This window comes from Gramella sp. AN32 (genome assembly GCF_023718305.1).
GTDB lineage: Bacteria > Bacteroidota > Bacteroidia > Flavobacteriales > Flavobacteriaceae > Christiangramia > Christiangramia antarctica.
Genome location: NZ_QEYO01000018.1, coordinates 68,280 through 90,821 on the forward strand (window position 1 = coordinate 68,280; position 22,542 = coordinate 90,821).

Here is a 22,542-nt window from a genome sequence, read left to right on the forward strand (position 1 = left end):
CATTTGAATTTTGTTGCTATTATTTGACATCAAATTCTATGAATTTCAATAGGTAAGTTGTTGATAACCCAAAATTTGAAAATGAAAAAAGTGCTCAAAAACGTCAGTTTTGTGATTTTGCTCCTAAAAATGTGCATCATTTTTGGGCAGGAAACTCTAACTCAAAAACGAATTGTAATTGATGTTGGACACGGTGGAAAAGATTCCGGTGCTATCGGAATAAATGGCATTCAAGAAAAGGATGTTGTTTTAAATATTGCGAAGGAAATTTTGCAGTTAAATAATGACTTGGATAGGCCGTTAGATATTTATTTAACACGTTATAATGATACTTTGATTCCATTGTCAGATAGAACGAAATTGGCAAGAACCCTACAGGCTGATCTATTTATTTCGCTGCATTGTAATCATTCATATAACCCGAAGGCGAGAGGTATTGAAGTTTATGGGGCTGATGCTACTTCAAAATATTCAGAGGAGTCTACTTGGTTTGCTTTTCAACTTCAAGATGCATTTAATGAGAAATTGGGATTTGAGAGTAGGGGGGTGAAGTTTTCTAATTTTCAGGTGTTGCGTGAAACATTTGCCTATTGCTCTTCAGTACTATTGGAATTGGGGTTTCTTACCAATGTTGATGAAGGAGGTTATTTTTCGCAACCTTCAAACGTTGAGGCGATGGCGTTGGCAATTTTAAAAGGAATTGAGAACTACTTAAAAATACAATTGTGAAAGATTCTAAGAAACATCTATGCTCTAAAAAACAGGAAATGAGTATTTTTATGGAACAAACCCACTACCAGCTATAAAGTAAAATGAAAATTCTAATGTACGGAACAAAAAAAAATCAAGAAAAAGCTATTCGTTATTACAACAAGCTTTCCGTAATTTATGATTATATCTCAAACTGGTATTATAAAAAAGCAAGAAACTATGCCATCAAGGAGCTTGAACTCAAAAATGGACAAACAGTATTAAACGTGCCCTGCGGAACAGGGGTCAACTTCAAATATTTTAATGAATATTTGAACAATTCTGGACATATTATCGGCATTGACCTTTCAAGCGGAATGCTCGGTAAAGCAAGGCAAAAAATAGAAAAAAACGGATGGAAAAATATCGAAACAGAATTAAACAACGCTACTAAAATTAATCAAAAGTGGCTTGAGGGTTATAGAAATGAAAAAATTGCCGTTGACGCTATTTTTTGCGATCTTGGTTTGTCTGGGCTACCCGAATGGCGGAACATAATTGACAATATGATTTCAATCTTAAAACCGAAGGGAAGGATTGTGATTTTGGACTGGTATCTTGAAAAACCGAGTTTCAGGGGCGATTTTGTGAAATGGATTGGGAAAGGCGAAGTGGACAGGCCAATTTGGCAATATTTACAGAACAAAGTATCCGATTTTAAAGTGGATTACAGTTTCAATTATGGGGGTGTATTTGTTGCCTCCGGAAGTAAGCCCAGCTGAAGCCATCCATTAAAGCAGTAATCTTACGAGAATACTATTTGATTTACTTCCTCTTATCCCCCCAGCCTTCTCGTCAAAAGCAATCAAATTAAACAGTTTCCGTATACGGCTGCGCACCCGATTCCCGTAGCAATGCTTCAGTTATCTTATCTAGACATTCAAAAACCTTAATTTAAATTATCGTCTTATACCAATAAAAGAAAGCCTCTGGATTACTTTTCTTAAGTTTATTCAGTTTATTGTATTGAGGATTCTCAATCAGCCAGTCTTTAACTTCTAATGGGTTGTCAAACCTTTCAATCTTATCATCAGGAGATTTTATTAATTCGGACAAATATGCCACTTTTGAAGCTGCTGTAATTGCCTCTTCTATATTAAATTTCTCAATTGTAAAATTTGTAAAGTTGCTAACTCCAAGCTGGAGGTGCTTAAACTCGTCAGATTGAGTGTCCCGGGTTGAAAGAGTATAACAGGCCTCTTGTGTATCGTTTAGAACCTGTTCTGCAGTTAGGACTAAACTTCTGAATTTCAACCCTTCTTTAACCACTTTTGCGTAGCTGTTTCGAACTATAGTCAAATCGGAAATATTGTCCATTAAGAAAGCTACATCAAATAACTGTTTGATAATCTCTACTGGTCTTCCTTTGCTATATAATATTCCTGTAGTTTTTGGGGCGAAGGCAGTGAGTTTATCTCCCAAGATGGCATCAAAAGTCGGCATCTTTACGGTTGTGATTTCGTCCTGTGTTTGAATCCAATCGTGGACAATCGGGATTTCTGTAAGCTCAGGATATGGATTTGGGGTGTATAGAACATCCAATAGTATCGGCTCAACGCTACCGTCAACGTTACTTTTATAATACAATTTGAAATGACCAACAGGCGCATCAGGTGTATGTTTTCGGTTGTTGTCATCTTCCCAATGGGTGAATATCGTCTTACCACATATCGTATCTAATACGGGTGCTATATCGCTTTGCGTTTGTTCGGTTATAATATCGATGTCAATTGAAAATCTTTTTGGCTTTTTTGTTGCTAACAATAAAGCGGTACCACCTTTAAAGATAAAGTCTAATCCATTTATTTTTAGCTGTTCTAATAACACCATAGCATAGATGACCTTCTCTATCAATTTTGGGTCATACTTTCTGCCAAGTCTCTGTTTGACCTCATAAATCCAGTCGAGATGATATGTACTTTCTTCAATCATTTATATTAAGTTTTGGCAAAATATCAACTATTTGCCAAAGTTAAATTCGTTCTTTGTTCAACTTCTTTTTCTCTGTTACGCCTTTGAGCGTAACGTTTCATTTTGCCTTGGTTAACTTCAAATTTGTCAAAAGCCGATTGATATATAAAATCTAATTCCCCTTGTTGAGCAGCGTAAAGGTTGGTATCGACAATCATATCTACTAAAAGTTTTTCTAAGGAGGGGATTACGACATTTTCGGTTTCTAGCAACGGTGCTTCGGAAACTAACTGCTTAATGATTATTACATTATCACTATTATGAATGTACAGTTCAAAAGTTTCAGCATCAGGTTCTAAAAAAACCTGTTTACCCTGGTCTTTCAATTTGTAAAAGACGGACTGCGTTGCATCTTTATCAAGTTCTAAAATGGTATAAAACTTAAAGGGCTGGTGGCGCATTAGGTCATTTAACCATATAGTATTCCATGCGCAAAAGTCTATGAAAGGATAGTCCTTTTTTACCTTATTGAACAGTCGCTTCAATTTAGCATTGATGACAGGATAAAATTCTTGCTTTCCCTTCAAAGCATATATACCTCTGGTCGGATTTTTCAATATCCCCTGCTTTTTTAATTTGGATAAATAGACATTGATAGAGCTTTCCTTTAGGTTCGGGAAATCCTCTAGGATACGTTCAACCAAATCATTTTTTGAAATAGGTTTATGCCCTTCAAAATAGGATGGTATTTTATTTTGCATTGTTCTATCCAAGGTATTGCCTTTAATTAAACTTTGGCAAAATACATTTAATTTGCCAAAGTTTAATTAAAATTTATTGATTATTTCCTCTTATCCCCAGCCCGCTTATCAAAAGCAATCAAGTTAAACAGTTCTCGCATTCGGCTGCGCACCCGGTGGCCATAGCGATCTTCCAGCTCTTCAGCATTTAGGTTTGTGGTAGCGTGTGTTTTAATTTTGTGCTTGGTTTGTAGATACAGCTCATATCTAGATAAGAGCACTTCGCCCATCACGTTCAAATCTTTTCCGTAGAATCTACCAGACGGTTCAACGCCTAAATCGTCAAAACAGTAAAACTTGGTATTACCATATTCTTCAACGGTTTTAAAACCTAGATGATTAAAACTGAAAGTTACATTCCGGCAAGGAATCATCTCATAAGGTCGTTGCATTGGAACGATATGGCGCAGTAGTTTCATCAAAGAGGTCTTTCCACATCCCACGGGTCCGGAAAGAAGAATGCCCTTGTCAGGATCGATATCATCTTTCAGGCAATTTTCTTTGTCCTTGATGAAATAGTAGCATAGTTTTCGAATGATAACCGTGTCCTCATCATAGATTCTGAATTGTTTGCCAAAAAGTAACTTTCCCTTTGCATTTAAGTAAATCAAGATTTTGTCAAAATCGTAGAGTACGCTCTTTCCATCAAATTTTCCGAGCCAGTATTCCACGCCACCTTCGATAATTTTAGAGGGGTTGTCCATAATCCTTGAGTTTAGTGGTTTGTAGGTTGTCCCGATTATGGGACGCTTCCTTTTTAATTTCTTTGTGTTCCTTGTTAAATAATTCGGTTCTTTCCATCCAGTGGATCGCTAAAGCCTGCCAGTCCCTTACCTGGTTTCCGTCACTGGTTTTCCAATCATTAGCCTGGTAATGCTTAAAGAATTTTTTTCCTTCATCAGCATCAAATCCTTTTTCTTCAAAAAAAATTAAAACGGCCTGCCTGCCCTTTGGCTGTTTATTACTATTTATTTGTTTAGTATTGTTTATATAAGGTACCAATGCTTGTCCACTCACGGGACGGTGCGGGTCCACAGCTTGTCCATTTACGGGATGGTGCTGGTACATCACCGGTTCACGTACGGGATGGTACTGTTCCGCAACCTGTTCCAATATGGGATCGTAGTCTCCCGTATCCGGTTCATCAGTTGTCCCGATAATGGCCATCTTGATTTTACTTCCTTTATACGGATTATTGGAAGGGAAATAGGAGAGGTAATTCCATGAATCAAGATCGGTGATACAACGATGATAGGTAGATTTTGAACCTATCTTGGCCACGCGCATGAGTTCTCTGCGGTTCACAAAAAAACCATCGGCAAAACGGCTGCTGTTCCATTCCTGGAACAAAGCCATATACAGGCTGATATGTGTTGGGTTTAGGCGGTCATCAAAAAAGAAGGTTGAAAAAGCCGCGTTAAGTAGCTTTATATAATTCATCCTTTATAAATCAAAATTGTGTTGTACCCTGTTTTCATCCATCACCCGATGGATCTCCTGGATATCATAGTAAATGATCCCACCTACCTTGTTATAGGGGAGTGTACCATTAATGCGAAGATTTTGCAAAGTGCCCGGGCTTATTTGAAGCAGGTCCATAACTTCGCCAGATTTCAGATAGCGCTTGAGTGTTCCGGAAGATTGTTTAGAAAGAAGGCTTTTGATATCTTCGAGTAATTCCAATTTGAACTCGCGAAGGTCGTCTGTGGTAATAATACTTGTTGGCATAATAGAACGATTTTAATAGAAAGGGACTATCAAAAGGTTAAAGCTTTTTAATTGATAGCCCCTATCAGGATTTGACTTTCGTTCTACTAAATTGGCGCTCTTTGAAGGTTATTTTTCCCTATACGTTTCGTAGTTACGAGAAAATTTAACGTTTAATATTTATTGTTGGAATTTGGAGAGTTTTGGTAGCGGTAGGGCATATAATAAGTGTTTCACTGCCGAAAAAAATGGGTTATAAAGAGGGATTTCTACTTTTCGTAGTTACGGGTTACTACGAAAAATTCAGTTTTCATCATCCTGGTTCATTTTAGCTTCCAGCCGAATGATAAGATTTTGCAGATATTTTGCCCGGGGGCCTTTTCGGGACTTCATTTCAGAGTAAGTTTTGTAAATATTCTCCAGCTTGATATTGAAGAAGTCTTCGAATGAAGAAGTAACGGTGCTTATGTCCACTGCTCCATGATTGAGGTCTCCATTGGCATATAAAGCATAGATAAGTTCTACCAGAGCGGTCTTTGAGCCAGACCACAACATGATTTTATGCTTTTTGTCCAGAAAGGATTCCTGTTTTCCTGGTTTTAAAGTTTCCATGGCTTCCCGAATGTAATGAATGAGCCGGTACATCGCCTGGATTTTTGCCCATAACATATCATGCGAACTTGAGAACTCCGGGTACTGGTAGTAATTGATCATGGGAGTGAAAGGATAGTTCTTACGGTGATTTCGGGTAAAAAGCTGATGATCCAGGTATGCATGTCCCTGTTCCATATACTGGACAAAATCATTATTCTTATAAAAGAATTTATTGATTTTTCGCAGTTCCTTTTCAAAGAAACGGAACTGAAAATTTTTACCCGCTTTTGGCTTGCGGGTCTCACAGGATCTCACCTCCGAAAAGTAGATGAGATAGCTCATCGGGCAGGGCTTGATTTTTTTAAAAAACTCAATCTCATCCGGGGTATTTTCAAAGTCCTCTTTTTCTACTATTTCTTTTAATTTTGAGAGGCTGTGATTTGAAACATCAATTCCCTTATCCGCTTTTTTTAGGGGATGGGGGATGGGTACCACCTTTGTGTTTAAATTATTGTGAAATTCATGTATTACATCATCAAACATCTTATTCTTACCTTGAATCATTAAAAAATAGTGTGGTAACGGGATCTTCAATTTGCCTGGTTTAATAAAAAAACGGAGTAGGGTTCAATCAGTTATTAATTACGAAAACTCATTTCTCATCATCTCTAATTGTTCCAACAGAAAATTGTCCCCAGCCTGTATAAAAGCCTGTTTGGTCCTTATTTTAGCACCGAATTTTCGTTTTTCAAAGGAAGCGCTAAATCCTAGATCTATCCTCTCAAAATTTAAGTCCCTTGCCCTTTTGATGGTTTGATATAGCAATTGACGATAAACCTGGAATTCTCGGGCATAGGTATAATCCATACCGATTAAATTCGGAACGTATATACCTTCTTTATTTTTGTAACAGAACATAACACCGACAATCTGGTTTTTTGGCTTAAGCTGTAATTCAATAAACTCCCAGCATGGATGGGATGCCATATTTTGAAATACTTCCCTGGGATAAGTAAAAGTATTCAATCCGAAATTCTGTGATTTCACATTTTTATAGAGTTCATAATACTTCTCAATCTTTTCTGAAGCAGGGGAGTTTATAATTGAAGTATTGAATTTCTCTTCAAATGGTTTTACCTCTTTTCTGAAATGTTTTCGGGACCTGGAACTTAAGGTTTCAAGAAATTCTTCTTCATTGCTCCAGTTCAAATCATCGATCACGCAGGAATCAGGCATTGCTATGGGGATGTAACCTTCCTTTTGAAACAGTTCTGCTAAAGGGGTTGCCTTTCTAAAATCACGCAGGACGGACATTCCGGTTCCTAATCGCTCAGCCAATTCTTCTGTTTTCAGCAATAATTCTTTTAAAGCTTTATCAGATTTTGAGTGCTTGCGGTCTATATACAAATGTGTCCCTTCAGTAAATAGACATCCCATGGATAGTACTTTGGTGGTCATCGCATAAGGATCTGCTTCCCTGTCTTTCTCTATGGCTTTCGATACCGAATCCGGGGCAAGCATATCATTCTTCCATAAACCGGCAGTGAAGAATGTAGCTAAAATCGGATGGCCATCATGATCCTTAATTATATAATAATGGAATGTCCAGTTATGCTCTTTCTGGTCGTTATTGGAAAAGCATTTCTCCAGAAATTGGAGTCCTTCCACATTGAGCATATTATTTATTCCAAGTAGTTTATTCCATAGGTCTGTATCGATGTCTTCAATACTTTCCGCATAAATCACCGAAAAATCTGAACCTGATTTTTCTTTTATAATATTTTGGTGTACTTCAATATTAAAAGCTTTCCCAACCCTTTTCAAGGTATTATTTGTTGCCTTTAGCGCTTTTTCGTAATGATGCTCCAGGGCATCCACCAGGGCTTTAATATCTTCTAATTCATTGTGGCAGGAAATCGTAATTCTTACTCCTGTATTTTTCACCGGAACCGCCGGGAATAATCCCAGGTTTACAAAGAACCCTTCATCCAGTATTCGTTTGACAAAATTATAGCCGGTTGCAGGTAACCCGGTACCGATATAAAAAACAGGTGAACCGTTCTTTGATATTAAAGGCAGGTTGGTTCGTGCAAGAAGTTCATTAAAGTAATTAATTCGTAACTGCAATGCATTTTGTAAAGAATAAATCTCCGTAGATAGATGGATATCTGCGGAGGCAATTGCCGCCGCCACCGCGCTGGGTTCCAGTTGGGCTGAAAAGGTGAGGGGGCCACCAAAGTTTTTAATTTTTTGAAAGAGTTTACGATCCGGACATACCAGCACCGCACCGGAGGCCCCAAATGTTTTGCTTAAAGTGCCAAATAATAAAATATTATCGGGTAATTCCTTTAAAACATCCATTATATAGCCACTACCGTTATGTCCCTTCCAGCTCATTCCATGTACATCGTCAAAATATAAATGCAGTTGGGGATATTTATTACTTAGGGCAATGAGATCTTGAACCGGGGCATAATCCCCGAACATGGAATATACCCCATCTGCCATATACCATATTTTTCGAACTTTTCCAGAGAGGCGCTTTATACGATCTTCCAACATATCAAGATTATTATGGCGGATAAGACTTACCGGGATACCCCTTATTTTAAGGAATTGGGCTGCATTTTGAACACTCCAGTGAACCTGGTGATCTAAGATTACCGCATCATCGTCCCTTACCGCTGTGGGGATTACAGCGATATGGCCTAGCGTACTATTCTTAGTTATAAGGATCGGGTTGTTGTAGATAGATCCTATTTTTTCCTCTAATTCCGCATACAAGGGGTGAGAGATATAAGTTTTAGAAAGTGGAAACTGGGTGCCGTATTTTTGAATAGCTTCTATGGCGGCGTTCTTAAGGCGCTGGTCTTGTTCGAGCCCCAGATAACCGGTAGTTCCGAAATGGAAGGATTCTATTCCATTAACAGTGATCTTCCTTCCGTTTAACCCGGTTCCTTCTGCATGTAAATGTAGGACACCAGCCCTGGTGGCGTTGGTAATTACTTCATCTACGGTATCTAAAAAGTTGTTGTGCTTAATTTTTGCCATAGCTATTGTAAATTAAAATTTAAGGACTTACAAGCTATGAAATAGGGTGGATAATTTTAAGCGCTAAGCCTAACGGTTTACCATAAAAGGCTTTTTAGAACAGTTTTTAGTCTTTTCATTCAAATTCAATCAAATTCTATGGGGAAGCTATTAAAATAAGAGAGTTTGATAGTAAACAGTGTTTTTTGTTTTCATTCCCTCCAAAATTAAAATTTTTATATTAGGGGTATCCAAATCTTTAGCGGAATGGTGGTGGATGATAAATATGCGAAAATATGGATTAGTGATGGCATTTTATTTTTTGTCTATAAAGAGATCTACGAAATAGACCGACAGATGGCAAAATATATTGTAAGCCAAAGACTGAGGGTACAAAATGAAAAGTCATTTCCTATTTTCTGTGATTTTCGAGCAGTTACAAATGCCCATAAAGAAGCACGGGATTACCTGGCCCTGGAAGGTTCCTATATGACTAAAGCACTCGCTTTGCTTGTAAAAGATGAACATTCCATGGCAATTACCCAATTGTATGTAAAAACAAGTAAGCCGGATTATCCTACCAAAGTATTTATAGATAAAGAAGAAGCCCTTAGCTTTTTAAAAGATTTTAAATAACGCAACTAAAAAAGGATGGTTATGAAACGAGAATTGGACTCCCTCGATAAAGCACGCATTCATATGCTGTATCAGCAAATTATTGAAATTGCCTGTGGAAATTTTATGTACCGGCTTGAACCTTCAGGTAAAAGGGATTATATTGATACTATAGCGGTATTGCTTAATATGATGTCTGAGGAAATTTATCATTTCTGTTTTGAAGCTGAACACAAACAGGAAGAACAACATTTTCAAATGGCTTTGATATTGGATAATGATCTAAATGTGGTCTCTTATACTTCAGGACTTTTAAACATTCTTAAATGGGATGAAAATGTTTTGAACATCCATATTTCAAATCTACTTTCAAAAAACTCAAAAGCCATCTTCGATGAACATTTTCGGTCTTTTAAAGAAGATCTGGAAAATAACTTTTTCGTTATCGATTTTCTAACCGCAGAGAACAGTTATTATAGATCACATTGCAGGCTTGAGAGAATGGTTGGGAATACCCAGAATGAACTATTTTTGATGACAGCTTTTAAAAACCTTTATAAGTATGCTCAAAAGGAAAATCAGGACGATTTTAAAAATGACGCTACAAATGACCGGGCTAGGTCAACTAATAATGGTAGTGCCACCACAAAACTTCTTTTAAGGAACGTCCGTTTATATATACTAAGAAATTTACACACCTCCCTGCCTTCACTTCGGGAATTAGGACTCATCCATCAAACCAATAAAACCAAGCTCAAAGAGGAATTTAAAAAAATGTATGGAACTACCATCCATCGTTTTCATATGGAGAAGCGTATAGAAAAAGCAGGGCTTTTAATACGGAACACGGAATTACCTATTTCTGAGATCACACAGAAATGCGGATTTAAAGATCACTCACATTTTTCAAAAAATTTCAAACTTCAGTTTGGACAAACTCCCACTCAACACAGAAGGCTTCATTTAGGATCTGTTTCCTAACAGAACAGTCAAACTGCCTTAGCGACCATTTTATTTAAAGGTAATTGGTGACATTTACTAGTGTAAAATTACAAAGGAATTTACATTTAAACCTTATTGCGCAATAAGTAGGAGAAGCCGAAAATCCTTTAAAGAGTAGGTGTATTTTAAATTTTAATATTATGAAAAAGCTATTTTTAATTCCATTTATGGCGCTTCTGGTTGTATTAGGCATGTCCTTTACAAATTTTGGAAGTGAAACAGACAAAGAACCGGTAAACCTGGCTAGCGATTATATTTTGGTCAATGGGAACTGGCAACCTATAGCTGAACAGGATTGTACAGGAGAAAAATACCATTGCCAGGTAAAATTCAGTGAGAATGGACAAAAGTACAATGTTTACGATGAAATGAATGTAAATACTTTAAGACTTAGTCCCACTCCCGAAGCGCGATTGATTACGCCCTAATAATCATTAACATTCATAAAATTCATCCCGGAAAATTTTCCGGGATGAATTGTTTTCTAAAGTTCTTCTGATTCTGTTGGTATAATTATTATCTCCTGCCGCTTTTCCTCAGACAGGTATTTTTTTGCGGCAAGATTGACGTCATCTATATCTATAAAATGGTTCAATATTGACTCGTATTTCAAAAGATTCTCAATACCTTCTTCTTCATAATTTTCATATCGCTTTAAATATTCCGGCCATATATTCACAAGCCAGAAGGTTTCTAACTGCCGGCCATATTGATTAAGCAAATGTACATTGGTAGTTTGCAGCCAATCACTTGTAACTCCACTTGCTTTTAACTTATTGAATTCTTCCAGCGCATTTTCGATCATGTGATCCTGAAATCCATAATCACTGTCAAAACTTATATTAAAGGCATAAATTCCCCTGGTGTAATCCATCCATATTCCCCGGGCCCGGGGAGTGTAGGTACCCACTCGTAATCGATCAAAAACAACCTGGTTTAGCCTAAATGCAACTAAATCCAAAAGAGCCTGGGTCTTTACATCTTTTTTAACCTTGATTGGAAAATACAATTCGACAACAGCCTGGCTTGTATTTTCGTATGGGACTTTTTCTGAAAATTTTTCAAACCTATAGGCAAATTTACTTTCACAAATTTCTCCGATATCATTTGTCGAAAACTCAGAAAAATAGTGCCCTACCTGCGACATCAATTTTTCCGGATCAAAGTCCCCGGTGATTATAAAGGTATAACCCTTTAGGTTGCTAAACCTCTTATAAGCCCGATGGTATTCCTGATAACGTATTGTATTAATATCATTGCCGGTAAGTTCAGGTAATGTGGTATATAGTTTCTTATCGGTAATTTCCCGGATCATGCTATTATAATCCTTGGTAGTGCTTAAATTAAGTATTTCGTCTTTTTTCCAGCTTTTAAAAGCTATTTCATTGTATTTAGGCTCAATTAAATACAGGTAAAGAATATTAAAGAAGTCCTGGATATGCTCACTTTTAAATTTGCCATCGATAATAAACTGGTTATTGATGTTATGATAGTTCAGGTTGATTCTATGCTCAAGCATATAATCTTTTATTTGAAATTTAGAGTATTCTCCAACATCACCATAAAACATTACTTTGGGCGCCGTGACAACCTTTAAATATTCCTCCCTATCCTGAAAGGATACAGGAACATTTTTATAACCATATATGGAAACTTCATTTTTATAAAAATTTGAAGCTGGTTTCGAGGGCTTGAATATTAGATTAATTCCATTGCGTAAGGTTAGTTTACTTATCCCGATCTCATTGGCTTCCGGTAAATCCGCTTTAATAGATTTTGATGACGAAAACCGGTTTGGCATAGTCTTGATTTTTTGGAATTGAAATCCGCTTTTAACCGCTGCCTGCTTTTTGGCTTCGCGGTACCATTTCATTACGGTTTGATGATCAGGTAGTTTATCCTGCGGGACATTAAAAAAAATAAAATCGGAATTTTTTGTAAAATCCCATTCATAATCTATATGATTTTTAAGCGCATCTAAATCGATGCTCTCGAGAGTTTGCGTTAGTTCCTCTTGCCATTGGTCCGCAGTCCAGGCGACCGTTCCTGAAATAAAATGATTATGCAATTTCAAGGCAATTTTATCGGATTTGTGATCCGTTGCGACCAATTCAGCCAATACTTCTTTTTTGGCTTCGTTTAGGAGTTGATGGTTCAGACTTTTTTTAAGAAGTTGATCGGCCTTAAATAGGCGGGTCATTTTGGCTTTTATATCCAGATCATCATCCAGATCTACCGACCAGGCACTAGTTTGTATCTGACCACCGCCCAAAGAATTACTCATAAAACTGTTCGTATAATTGTGGAAAGGCGGATCGTATTGGTTTTTGAAATCTGTTCCCATTTCCGAGAGCATCCTTCTGCTTAAATTTTGTAATACCATCCTTTTGAAATCAGCTCTTGATCGAACGTAAGTTTCGTCATTCAGCTTCTTCTTTATGACAACCAACCTGGATGATCTATCAATCGAATCATTGATAAATTTATACTGGTTGTCCCCTTTTAATTTAACCTTATGTCGTTCGTTGTAAGGCTCAGGATTTTTGGTGTCACTGCTTAGCTTCAAATCTTTAAAACGATTACGAAGAACATTTTCCAGACTGTCGATATTAATATCTCCTACTATTATTGCGGCCTCAAGATCGGTTCTGTACCATTTGTCACGATAATCCTTTAGAGCTTGCAGGTCAACATTTTTCATACTGGCCTTTCTTCCCTTTTTATCTTTTAATTCAAAATTGGTATTCGAAAGAATTATATTAGAAAGAGTATCGACAACCCAGTCCTGATGATAGGTTTTAGATCTTCCTTCGGCTATAATTGCACCACTTTGAACAGCCACATCTTCCTTTCTAAGTAAAATATTTTGTGACCATTCATGTACTATATCCAGGGCTGCATTTAATTTATTTTTATCTCCTGAAGGCAGGGTAATAGTGTACATCGTATTATCATACCCGGTTCGGGCGTGATTATAAATGCCTACAGAATCTGTATATTCTCGTAGAGCAGGGAACTTCTTTGTATGAAAGGTGCCCATATGCTCCATTAAATGCGCATATTCCATTTGCTTTTCATTTTGCTGGTAGTAACCCGCTCTCACAGAGAATATTATTTCAATTTTATCTTCGGGTTCCTGGTTATGTTTTAAATAATAGGTAAAACCATTATCCAGGCGGCCATATCTCACGGATGCGTCAAGATTTGTTTCCGCTATGTCCGGTTCTCCCTGAGCAACCAGACCAGATCCAAGCCCGAAAATTATAATTATACAGCTTATAAATATCCTCATTTTAGTAACCTTCATTTTGTGTTAGGTTTGGATTTTTCTTTCTTTCATCTTCCGGTATGGGATAAAATATATCGGTATCCTCCCAGAGCGGGTCATTTCCACCCAGAACCTGATTTGCCAGGCCAAGGCGCTTCAAATCAAACCAACGATGGCCCCATTCAGCGAAAAGTTCTTTCCTACGTTGAGATAAGATTTCAGTGAGAAGCTCTTCCTGGGAGAGATCGGGGTTAATATCTGCAAGCAATTCCAGGCCGGCCCTGGTACGAATCTTGTCTATATCCTCGATCGCACCTGTTAAATCACCCTGCCTGGCCCTTGCTTCCGCACGTATCAGGTATTGTTCAGAAAGACGTAGAACCATAGAGTATTCGAGAATGGGAAACACATTACTTAATCGTATTTTATATTTATGGACATAATGGGCGTCCAGGGATTCATTGTATCCTACCCAGTTTTGTAATCTTTTGTCAATGGTATCGAATTCAGATACAAATGTTTCCTCTAACTTGACTGCTGCAAAAAATGAAAATATGGGGTCAATAATCAAAAAGTTCCCTTCATTTGTTTGCGTTGCCAGGCCACCTGCTCCGATAGGAGAAATCTGCCAAATTGCTTCGAGGCTGTTAGCCAAAAATACCTGATTGAGATCTTCCATCAACTGGTAATTACCGGTATCATTTATAACCTGGGTGCTATATTTTTCAGCCTCCTGCCAATTTTCCATGTATAAATAAACACGGGATAAAAAAGCCCTGACCACCTGCCTGTTAACACTTATCCTTTCTCCATTTATATACTCCTGGGGAGCCTGTTCCAGCGCAAGGACCAGGTCTGCAAGAATCTGATCGTAGACTGCATTTTGAGAAGATCTTGAAGCAAGTTGATTCGCTCTATAATCAGTGGACAAGACAAGGGGAACATCACCATACAGGTTGACCAGAAAGAAATAGGTGAAGGCACGGACAAATAAAACCTGCCCGGCCATTTGCTGTTTAAATTCCTGATCCAGATTTTCAGTATTTTCCAGTCCTTCCAGAAATGAATTTGTAGCGTAGACCATATTATAAGCGCTGGACCAGGTATTCAGATTGTCCACATTATCAGGATCGATTTCATGTTCCTGGAATTGCATCCGGGATATATTGCCGGAACTGATATTTTGAATGTTATCTGCGGAGATTCCTGCCAGAGTGGCAATACTGCTTCGTCCGCCGCCGGAATAGTCCAACTGAAATAATTGATGGTAAATCCCGATAAGGGCACTCTCCACTGTAGCCTGATTTTTAAATACCTCTTCTCCAATAAGCTGGTCTGAAGGTGGGTCCAGATCTACAAAGTCCTCGCAGGAGTAAATAAAAAGGCTCAGGATTAGAATTATATAAGGATATGTATGTTTTAAACTTTTCATGATCTTATTTTAAAAATTAAACTGTAGGCCTGTAGTTATAGATCTCAGGTTTCCCAGTGATAGGGGAGATGTAGGCGATTCAGGATCAAGACCTTCGTACGGTGTCCATGTTAAGAGATTCTGCCCGTGTAGGAATATGCGAATTTGCTTAGCGTGCAGTCTTTTCACCCAATTTTGAGGAAAATCATACCCGAGAGACAGGGTTTTAAGTCTTAAGAATTTCGCATCTGTATAGGCAAAATCACTGTTAAGTACATTCTGATAAGCTATTGAACCCTGGTATGATGCAGAGTATCGCTGGAGATCACTTTTTCCAAGTATCGAACTAAGTATATTACTATTTGTCCCTGCCTGAAAATTTGAAAGTATCCCTTCCTGTTTCACGAATTGTAAAAGAAAGTCAAGGCTGAAATTTCCATAACGCAAAGAATTATTTAAACCTCCAAAAAATTCCCTATTCAGGTTTTTGATTAGAATACGATCTTCAAAGTCCAGTTTTTCATCCCCATTAGCATCACTTACGCTATATAAGCCGGTTTCCGGATCCAGCCCGTCAAATTTGAATAATAAGGCAATATTCAAAGGCTGTCCTACACGGTAAGTATTGGCATAGGATGATTGATCGATATCCGGATAACTTAGCAGTTCATTTTTCGGGAAACTGAGGTTCAAATTAGTTCTCCATTGAAACCTTTCCTTATCGACATTAATGGTCGCTAATTCGATTTCTATACCTTTATTCTGAACCGTGGCCGGCAGATTTGCCTGCACCGAACTGAAGCCGGTTAGGTATGGTAAGGAATAGCCTACCAGCTGGTTTGAAGATTTATTACGATACCAGCTAACTCCCAAATTCACCCGGTCCCGAAAAAATCCAAGCGCTACCGCCGCTTCCAGTTTTTTATTTACTTCCCAGCTATAGTCAGGATTGGCCAGTGCCGTAGGGTAGAGACCTCCGGGACCGGTAGTTGCCTGGTAGGCATCCAGGTAGCCATAATCCCCTATCTGATCGTTACCGGTGCTACCGTAACTACCGCGAAGCTTTGCAAAAGATAAAAAATCGGTGCTATTTCCAAAAAAGGATTCCTTTGATATGATCCAGGCAGCACCTATGGCACCGAAGCTTGCAAACCTGTTATTCGGCCCGAATCGTGAAGAACCGTCCCTACGCCCGGTAAGATTCAGAAAATATTTCTCATCCCAATTCAACCCAATCCTGGAAAATATGGCTGCGTATTTGTATTCGGTTTCTCCACTGCTGGCATTTATAATACTTACCGCAGAACCTAAATTTCCGATCAGGGATTCGGAGGCGTAACCACTTCCCTGGAAAGAGCTTCGGGCAGATTGATTTTTTTGCCAGGTACCCCCTAGTAAAATATTGGTTTCGAGCCTTTCAAATGAATGGTCATAAGTTAACTGCGGTTCAACTATCCACGAACTTCTATTCGTAGACAGGTGGGAAGAATTATTGACAGGACTAAAAGCCGGATTATAAGACTGTGCCGGCAACTTCCATAATTCGTCACTGGTAAAATCGGCATAACCAAAACTGGATTTTAAACGTAAGCCCGTTACTATTTCATAGGATAGCAGTAGGTTAGCATTCAGGTTCTTTGTTTGGGTTGATGTAGTATTGAAATATCCCTCTAACGGATTAGTTAGCCCCGCTTCGCTCCAATCTTCCCAGTTTAAAGCACCATCAGGATTAAAAACCGACGGCGCATTAGGTGGTAATAATATGGTAGTGATATTCAGACCGCTATTCCCGGTGAGGTTATTCCGGTCAATGCCGTAATTAGCGTTCAGGTTGATCTCGAACCGGTTGTCTTCTGAGGTATGATTCAGGGCAACATTTCCGGTTCCTTTATGGTAGTCATAATCGCCCGGATAAATTGTTCCCTGGGAAAACCAGGAGCCTCCTATCCTGTAACTGGTATTTTTCTCTCCACCGGAAAACGCCAGGCTGGCATTGGTTACTTCGGCTTTGCCACCAAAAAAGAATTCCTGCCAGTCTGTATTCCTGTTCTGGTCCCACAGCACAAGATCATAGGCATTAAAATTATTCGGTTCCACCCCGTCATTCTGAAAGGCCTCTCGCCGTACCCGCAAATACTCCTGGGTACTTAACAGGTCAAGTTTTTTGCTTAAGGAGGAGGTACCTGTGTAAATGCTGGCTTCCAGTCCCTTTCGATTTCCTTGCTTTGTCGATATAAGTACCACTCCGTTAGCCCCCCGGGAACCATATATAGCCGTAGCATCTGCATCTTTAAGCACTTCTATACTCTTTATATTTGCCGGATTTAGATTATTAAGCGGATCGATCCCGGGGCCTGATAAAGCCGAATTACTTTCCACGGGAACGGAACTTATGGGGACACCATCAATAATATAGAGCGGGTAGTTACCTTCCCTGCGCAAACTATTGGTTCCCCGAATCCGGATAGTTGGAGCGCCTCCGGGATTTGCTCCACCGGAGGTGATTTCTACCCCGGCCATCCTGCCCTGTAGTGCCTGTAGAGGGCTAATCACCGGCTGGTATTTAATTTCTTCTGCGGTCACTCTCGAAATGTTCCCAGTACTTTCCCTGGCTGTGGTACTGTAATACCCGGCATTAATTTCAATATTCTTGAGCGCGGCAATATCTTCTTCAAGAAATACATCCAGGACAGTTCTTCCATGTAAAGCGATCTCCTGTGTTTTATAACCTATAGAAGAGAATACCAGCGTATCCTGCAAATTGGCCCTGATGCTGTATTGGCCTGAACTGCCGGTCGTAGTACCGTATTGTTTATTTTTCACTAAGATGCTAACCCCTAAAAGATGTTCCCCATTGGTGGTGGTCACCGTACCGCTTATTTCCTGCTGGTAAAAGGGGGAGGGTGTTGCCGCCTGGGCTTCGTTCAGGGCCAGAAGGACCAAAAAGGCCATGGCCAGCAGGAACATGATAAGGAGCATGCCCCGCCTGTAAAATTTTTTCATAATTTTGTGTAGTTTGTAATGAAACATTGTTTTATTAAAGCTTAGGCCTTCCCTGTACGACGCCAATCTTAGGGGAAGGCTCTGTTGCTTTTACCCGTAAAAACGAGTGTTCACTTTTTTCTTTTTACATGCCCTTTAGGGGCTCTCATAAGCAATTTTTTTTGGCTAAAACAAAAATTAAAATTTGGTGTAATAAAAGATCACCGTGCCCAACCCAACCCAACTTGCCGTGATATATAGGGATGCCACGGCAACCCACGGGATTATTAGCGGAATTATCTTGTTCCCGTAAAACAAGCTTAATAAATACACTCCACAGGGAATGCCGGCCGCTTTGGCCTGTAAATTTGATGTAGGCTTTAGTTTAAATACGAACTCTTATAGTGAAGAAACAAATGCTTTAAAAATAGTTGAGAAATAGTACCGCCAGAATACAAAAAAGGCGTGAAAGCTCAACTTATCGAACAAGGTACTTCAAGTGATTTTGTTTCTAATATTTTAAGAATCGCATATATTATTAAGAAACTAAATTACAATTAAGGTACTTTACATCTAATTCATCTTTAGGGTATTTTTACCCTTTTATCGGATTATCATAAGATATTTATTAAATTTGAAATCAAATATCAATTTCATGAATGCAATTATTGGAGAGAAATTAAGGAGGTATCGTAAACAAAAAGGATATACTCAAGAACAGGCTGCGGATTATTTAAAAATTTCTCAATCTGCCTATGCGCGAATGGAATCAGGCGAAAGTAATTCTTGGGCTGTGCATATAGAAGGAATTTGTGAAGTATTTGAAATATCTCCTGAAGAATTATTAAGAAGTGATGCTGTTATAATAAATAATAATCAACAAGGTGGAAATTCTGCTTATTTTATAAATCAAGTTCTATCCGAAAAATTAATAGAACAGTATGAAGCCAGATTAAAAGAAAAAGATGAAATTATTAAATTACTTAAGAATAAGTAACTTTTCACTCTTTATATTACAGTACTAATTCAATTTTTTTATCATCAAAAGCCACCTTTACGTCCGAGAAAAATTATTAATACTTACAGAACAAATCTGCTGCCTCTCTCTCTCTCTCTCTCTCTCTCTCTCTCTCTCTCTCTCTCTCTCTCTCTCTCTCTTCTCTGCTGATAAGAAATTCTTTTTTGGTAAATAGCTTCCCTCACTAAAACACTATTAAATACGTTTATCCCTATCCTGTGAGCCTAATTGGCTATCTTAGTATATAAGGAGTTGGGCACAATATTAGAACTAAATGGAACTAAAAAAGGACAGAGTTATTATCGCAAGTGAAGTGAATGAAAGAGACGGAATCGGAATTGAAGTATACCGAAATGATAAATTAGTTGTAGAAATTTTTAGAGATGATACTGACAAAACACTAACGATTACAGTTTTTAAGGAAAATGTGTCATTAGAGTTAATGGAAGAATGCATCTCAACATTTAAAAAGGAAATTCCTTGGGACTTTATTGATTACTCTGAAATCGAAAATGAAAAAAAATAATTCAGAAACAGAATCGGTTGAATTGTTTAATTAAATTAGACCATGAAAAAATTAATGATAATCGTATTCTTAATTTTAAGTGGATATTCATATTCTCAAATAGATTCTACTTTTATTTCATTGCTTACAGAGTATTCTCAAGGACCACATAAAGTAGCCTCTCCCTACGAATGGATTACCCGGGAAATCTCCATCTCTACAGATACCATTTCTATTTTTAGTAAAGGTAAATTGGATAATCATTTTCAGCAATGGAAGGTTAATAATTACGAGAATAATCATGATACCTATGGAACTAATCAAACTTACTATACTCATTTAATTCGGGATGGTGAAGACCCTCCCTCTCCAGCGATCTTTAGAGTACTTAAAAATACAGATGAGAGAATTGAAATTATTGAGTGGGAGGTGCCGACTGCAAATGAGTTTTCAAAGCCATTAATAACTCGGTTTCATATAGATTAATATGCTATCCTTTTTGGAATCTTTTTTAGTTATTTTTTTATAATGCCAAGACAATAAAGAATTGGATTTTTATAGGAAACAGTAAGGTTGTTTATTTGTCTTTATCCCGATACCAGTGCGCCTAATTGTCTATCTTAGTAATTATATAACGAGTTGTGCACAATCAGAAAAATTGAGAAATGAATAATATTGACTTTTTAGAATTAATAAAATTTGAATCACAGGAAATTGATCATTTATTCAAAAAAGCAAGTATCGAAGGAAAAGGTACTTCCCAAGAAGTTTCAGACCGAAGGGAAGATGCTTTTCATACATTTCTTCAAAAATTTTTTCCCTTTCCCTATAGAATAGCAAAAGGGAATATTATCGATAGTTTTCAAAGAAGAAGTCAGTCAATTGATGGACTCATTTTAAATCCTTGTCATCCACATACAGTTTCTGCTAAAAAAAAACATTCAATTATTTTCGCTGATGGAGTTGATGCCGCAATAGAATTAAAACCAACTTTAAATCAAAAGAAAGAGATTCATCGTAGTTTACAACAAATTCAATCAGTTAAGAAGCTAAGAAGACAAAAATTTGGATTATTGGAGTGGACCAAAAAGTATGATCCGGAATACATTGAGACTGCAAAACAAATACCAAGCATCATTTTTTGCAATAATTCATACTCTGATTTAAATAAACTGTTCACTACAATTGTTCAATATTATGTAGATAATAACATAAAATGGAGAGAACAGTTTGATATGATTGTGATCAACAATAGAGGTATTTTATATAATTGCAGAAAGAATATGTACGTAAACTTTAAAAAGGAACATGAAGGTTTGTTTTTCAAAAAATATGATTCACAAACTTTAGCCGTCTTTCTAATGTGGCTCAACAAATTTCCTCAATGTGATCCAAGAATTGGAGAACCCGTATTACAATTTTATTATAAAGAAGAAATAGAAAATGCTAGTACTGATCTGGAACTAAATAAAAAATTAATAGATATTGGTTAGACTGTGCACAACATCGGTTAAGCGCAAATAGCGGGCATTCTAGTGAAAAGTGCTATTTTAGACATCAAGTAAAAATCAACAAAGCCGACAAGGACGCGTCCTACTCCGCGCCACTTGCGTTAAACAAGACCGTTGTAGCCAATTTGAACAAAATCTTGAAACTATTGACACACTACATATTTTTACTCGTCTTTAAGTAAAAACCAAACAATGAAATTAGAACTATCCGCTGCAACACTAATAATTTTTACAATTCTCGTATTCACAAGCTGTCAAAGTCAAGACAATTTAGAGGGATTAATTAACAAAGAATGTGATTCTTTAATAGCAAGCGGAGATATAAAGTCGCTTTCAATTGGAGTAATAAAGAATGGCAAAGTCTACAAATATCATAAAGGCAAGTTAACCAATGGTATCAGTCCCAATGACCAAACTCTTTACGAAATTGCGTCTTTGACAAAAACGTTTACTGGTACCTTGTTAGCAAAAGCAATTTCAGATAGCAAAGTTGGACTGGATGACGATATAAGGAAATATCTACCAGAGAGCTACCCAAATTTAGAATTTAACGAACAGCCAATTACTTTCAGGAACTTGGTAACTCACACAAGCGGATTACCTAATATGTTCCCAAACCAACCTGAAATGTTCCAAAACCCAAATTGGGACGAATTACCTTTTAAAATCAACAAATTACAAGCTGGATTTACAAAAAAGCAATTTTTGACCGAACTACATCAAGTAAAATTGGATACTGTTCCGGGACATAAATTTAGTTATTCAAACGCAGGAGCGAATTTATTGGCTTATTGCCTTGAACGAATATATGAAAGGCCGTACGAGGACTTAATGAAAACTTATATTCTTACACCACTAAAAATGGACAACACCTATGTTGGAATTTCAAAAGAAAACAGACCATTTCTTGCCAAAGGTTTAAATGCCAACGGAATTGAGATGCCTGCAAGAGTTGAGAAAGAATTACAAGCCGAGGGCGGAATGATTTCTACCCTTGATGATATGATAAAGTATCTACGTTTTCAATTAGAATCGGATAATCCGCTGGTTAAAATCTCACATCAGGAATTATTAAATGGCAAATATGGAGATTTTGAAAACGGACTGTTTTGGCAAATTTTTAAAAATGGAGATAAGCCAACAAAAATATTTCAAAATGGCGGAGCATTTGGAACTTCAAGTTGGTTGACAACAATACCAGAAACGAAGACAGGAGTATTCATAATAACAAATGTATCTGGACCAGAAATACATCAAAAATTAAGTGGTTTAGCAGATAAGATAATTGAACAAAATAAATAAAAACTGGCTACAATAACTAAGCGTTCGTGTGGCCGGTACGGCCCAACATGAACGCAGTGTTGACTGAACCGGTTGTTTACCGATTGTCTACTATGGGGATTGGTCTAAATTGTGGGGTTGCTATTCAGCGATTTGG

Annotated in this window: 20 protein-coding genes; 10 read left to right on the plus strand and 10 right to left on the minus strand. The window is 37.6% G+C overall.

Translation table 11 applies throughout. The features are described from left to right. Nucleotides 1-81: 81 nt before the first annotated feature. Together DHD80_RS16380 and DHD80_RS16385 are read left to right on the plus strand one after the other, a co-directional pair. Nucleotides 82-729, plus strand: a complete 648-nt coding sequence (locus DHD80_RS16380; RefSeq protein WP_251742542.1) for an N-acetylmuramoyl-L-alanine amidase — start codon at nt 82-84, stop codon at nt 727-729. A 95-nt stretch (nt 730-824) separates the two neighbouring features. Further along, entirely contained in the window at nt 825-1,472 is a 648-nt protein-coding gene (locus DHD80_RS16385) for a methyltransferase domain-containing protein (RefSeq protein WP_251742543.1), read from the plus strand. Nucleotides 1,473-1,644: 172 nt separating this feature from the next. Here the strand turns inward: DHD80_RS16385 and DHD80_RS16390 are convergent, their stop codons facing one another. The 7 genes from DHD80_RS16390 to DHD80_RS16420 form a co-directional block, all read right to left on the minus strand. Beyond that, entirely contained in the window at nt 1,645-2,682 is a 1,038-nt protein-coding gene (locus DHD80_RS16390) for a nucleotidyl transferase AbiEii/AbiGii toxin family protein (RefSeq protein WP_251742544.1), read from the minus strand. A gap of 23 nt (nt 2,683-2,705) precedes the next feature. Next, nucleotides 2,706-3,422 carry a DUF6577 family protein gene (locus tag DHD80_RS16395; RefSeq protein WP_251742545.1) on the minus strand — a complete coding sequence of 239 codons (717 nt, stop codon included), beginning with the start codon at nt 3,420-3,422 and terminating at the stop codon, nt 2,706-2,708. Between the two features lie 80 nt (nt 3,423-3,502). Then, nucleotides 3,503-4,165: an ATPase gene (locus DHD80_RS16400; protein WP_251742546.1), complete on the minus strand. Its 663-nt coding sequence runs from the start codon at nt 4,163-4,165 to the stop codon at nt 3,503-3,505. After that, on the minus strand, nt 4,149-4,901 hold the full coding sequence (locus DHD80_RS16405; protein WP_251742547.1) for a hypothetical protein: 753 nt from the start codon (nt 4,899-4,901) through the stop codon (nt 4,149-4,151). The genes DHD80_RS16400 and DHD80_RS16405 overlap by 17 nt, the downstream gene beginning before the upstream one ends. A 3-nt stretch (nt 4,902-4,904) precedes the next feature. After that, nucleotides 4,905-5,189, minus strand: coding sequence for a helix-turn-helix domain-containing protein (locus DHD80_RS16410; RefSeq protein ID WP_251742548.1), 285 nt, complete (start codon nt 5,187-5,189; stop codon nt 4,905-4,907). A 282-nt stretch (nt 5,190-5,471) separates the two neighbouring features. After that, nucleotides 5,472-6,326, minus strand: coding sequence for an RteC domain-containing protein (locus DHD80_RS16415; RefSeq protein WP_251742549.1), 855 nt, complete (start codon nt 6,324-6,326; stop codon nt 5,472-5,474). Nucleotides 6,327-6,404: 78 nt separating this feature from the next. Then, nucleotides 6,405-8,813, minus strand: coding sequence for an aminotransferase class I/II-fold pyridoxal phosphate-dependent enzyme (locus DHD80_RS16420; protein WP_251742550.1), 2,409 nt, complete (start codon nt 8,811-8,813; stop codon nt 6,405-6,407). A gap of 246 nt (nt 8,814-9,059) precedes the next feature. Here DHD80_RS16420 and DHD80_RS16425 point away from each other — a divergent pair, with 246 nt between their 5' ends. The 3 genes from DHD80_RS16425 to DHD80_RS16435 all read left to right on the plus strand — a co-directional run bounded on the left by DHD80_RS16425 (nt 9,060) and on the right by DHD80_RS16435 (nt 10,837). Beyond that, entirely contained in the window at nt 9,060-9,428 is a 369-nt protein-coding gene (locus DHD80_RS16425; RefSeq protein WP_251742551.1) for a hypothetical protein, read from the plus strand. 21 nt (nt 9,429-9,449) lie between these two features. Beyond that, complete coding sequence (locus tag DHD80_RS16430; RefSeq protein ID WP_251742552.1) at nt 9,450-10,388, plus strand: AraC family transcriptional regulator; 939 nt, start codon at nt 9,450-9,452, stop codon at nt 10,386-10,388. Nucleotides 10,389-10,549: 161 nt separating this feature from the next. Then, nucleotides 10,550-10,837: a DUF6520 family protein gene (locus DHD80_RS16435; RefSeq protein WP_251742553.1), complete on the plus strand. Its 288-nt coding sequence runs from the start codon at nt 10,550-10,552 to the stop codon at nt 10,835-10,837. A gap of 56 nt (nt 10,838-10,893) precedes the next feature. Here DHD80_RS16435 and DHD80_RS16440 read toward each other — a convergent pair whose 3' ends face one another. From DHD80_RS16440 to DHD80_RS16450, 3 genes are read right to left on the minus strand one after another with little or no spacing between them, the layout of a single operon-like run. After that, a complete protein-coding gene (locus DHD80_RS16440; RefSeq protein ID WP_251742554.1) occupies nt 10,894-13,716 on the minus strand; it encodes an insulinase family protein in 2,823 nt (940 codons plus the stop codon). Beyond that, entirely contained in the window at nt 13,703-15,109 is a 1,407-nt protein-coding gene (locus DHD80_RS16445) for a RagB/SusD family nutrient uptake outer membrane protein (RefSeq protein WP_251742555.1), read from the minus strand. The genes DHD80_RS16440 and DHD80_RS16445 overlap by 14 nt, the downstream gene beginning before the upstream one ends. Nucleotides 15,110-15,118: 9 nt before the next feature. Continuing rightward, on the minus strand, nt 15,119-18,091 hold the full coding sequence (locus DHD80_RS16450; RefSeq protein WP_251742556.1) for a SusC/RagA family TonB-linked outer membrane protein: 2,973 nt from the start codon (nt 18,089-18,091) through the stop codon (nt 15,119-15,121). Between the two features lie 634 nt (nt 18,092-18,725). On the opposite strand from DHD80_RS16450, the gene DHD80_RS16455 reads away from it, so the two are divergent. From DHD80_RS16455 to DHD80_RS16475, 5 genes are all read left to right on the plus strand, one after another. Then, entirely contained in the window at nt 18,726-19,067 is a 342-nt protein-coding gene (locus DHD80_RS16455; RefSeq protein WP_251742557.1) for a helix-turn-helix transcriptional regulator, read from the plus strand. 295 nt (nt 19,068-19,362) lie between these two features. Beyond that, complete coding sequence (locus DHD80_RS16460; RefSeq protein ID WP_251742558.1) at nt 19,363-19,614, plus strand: hypothetical protein; 252 nt, start codon at nt 19,363-19,365, stop codon at nt 19,612-19,614. A 42-nt stretch (nt 19,615-19,656) separates the two neighbouring features. Next, nucleotides 19,657-20,079 carry a hypothetical protein gene (locus tag DHD80_RS16465; RefSeq protein WP_251742559.1) on the plus strand — a complete coding sequence of 141 codons (423 nt, stop codon included), beginning with the start codon at nt 19,657-19,659 and terminating at the stop codon, nt 20,077-20,079. A 179-nt stretch (nt 20,080-20,258) separates the two neighbouring features. Further along, entirely contained in the window at nt 20,259-21,086 is an 828-nt protein-coding gene (locus DHD80_RS16470) for a DUF6602 domain-containing protein (protein ID WP_251742560.1), read from the plus strand. Nucleotides 21,087-21,296: 210 nt separating this feature from the next. After that, nucleotides 21,297-22,406, plus strand: coding sequence for a serine hydrolase domain-containing protein (locus DHD80_RS16475; RefSeq protein ID WP_251742561.1), 1,110 nt, complete (start codon nt 21,297-21,299; stop codon nt 22,404-22,406). Nucleotides 22,407-22,542 lie beyond the last annotated feature (136 nt).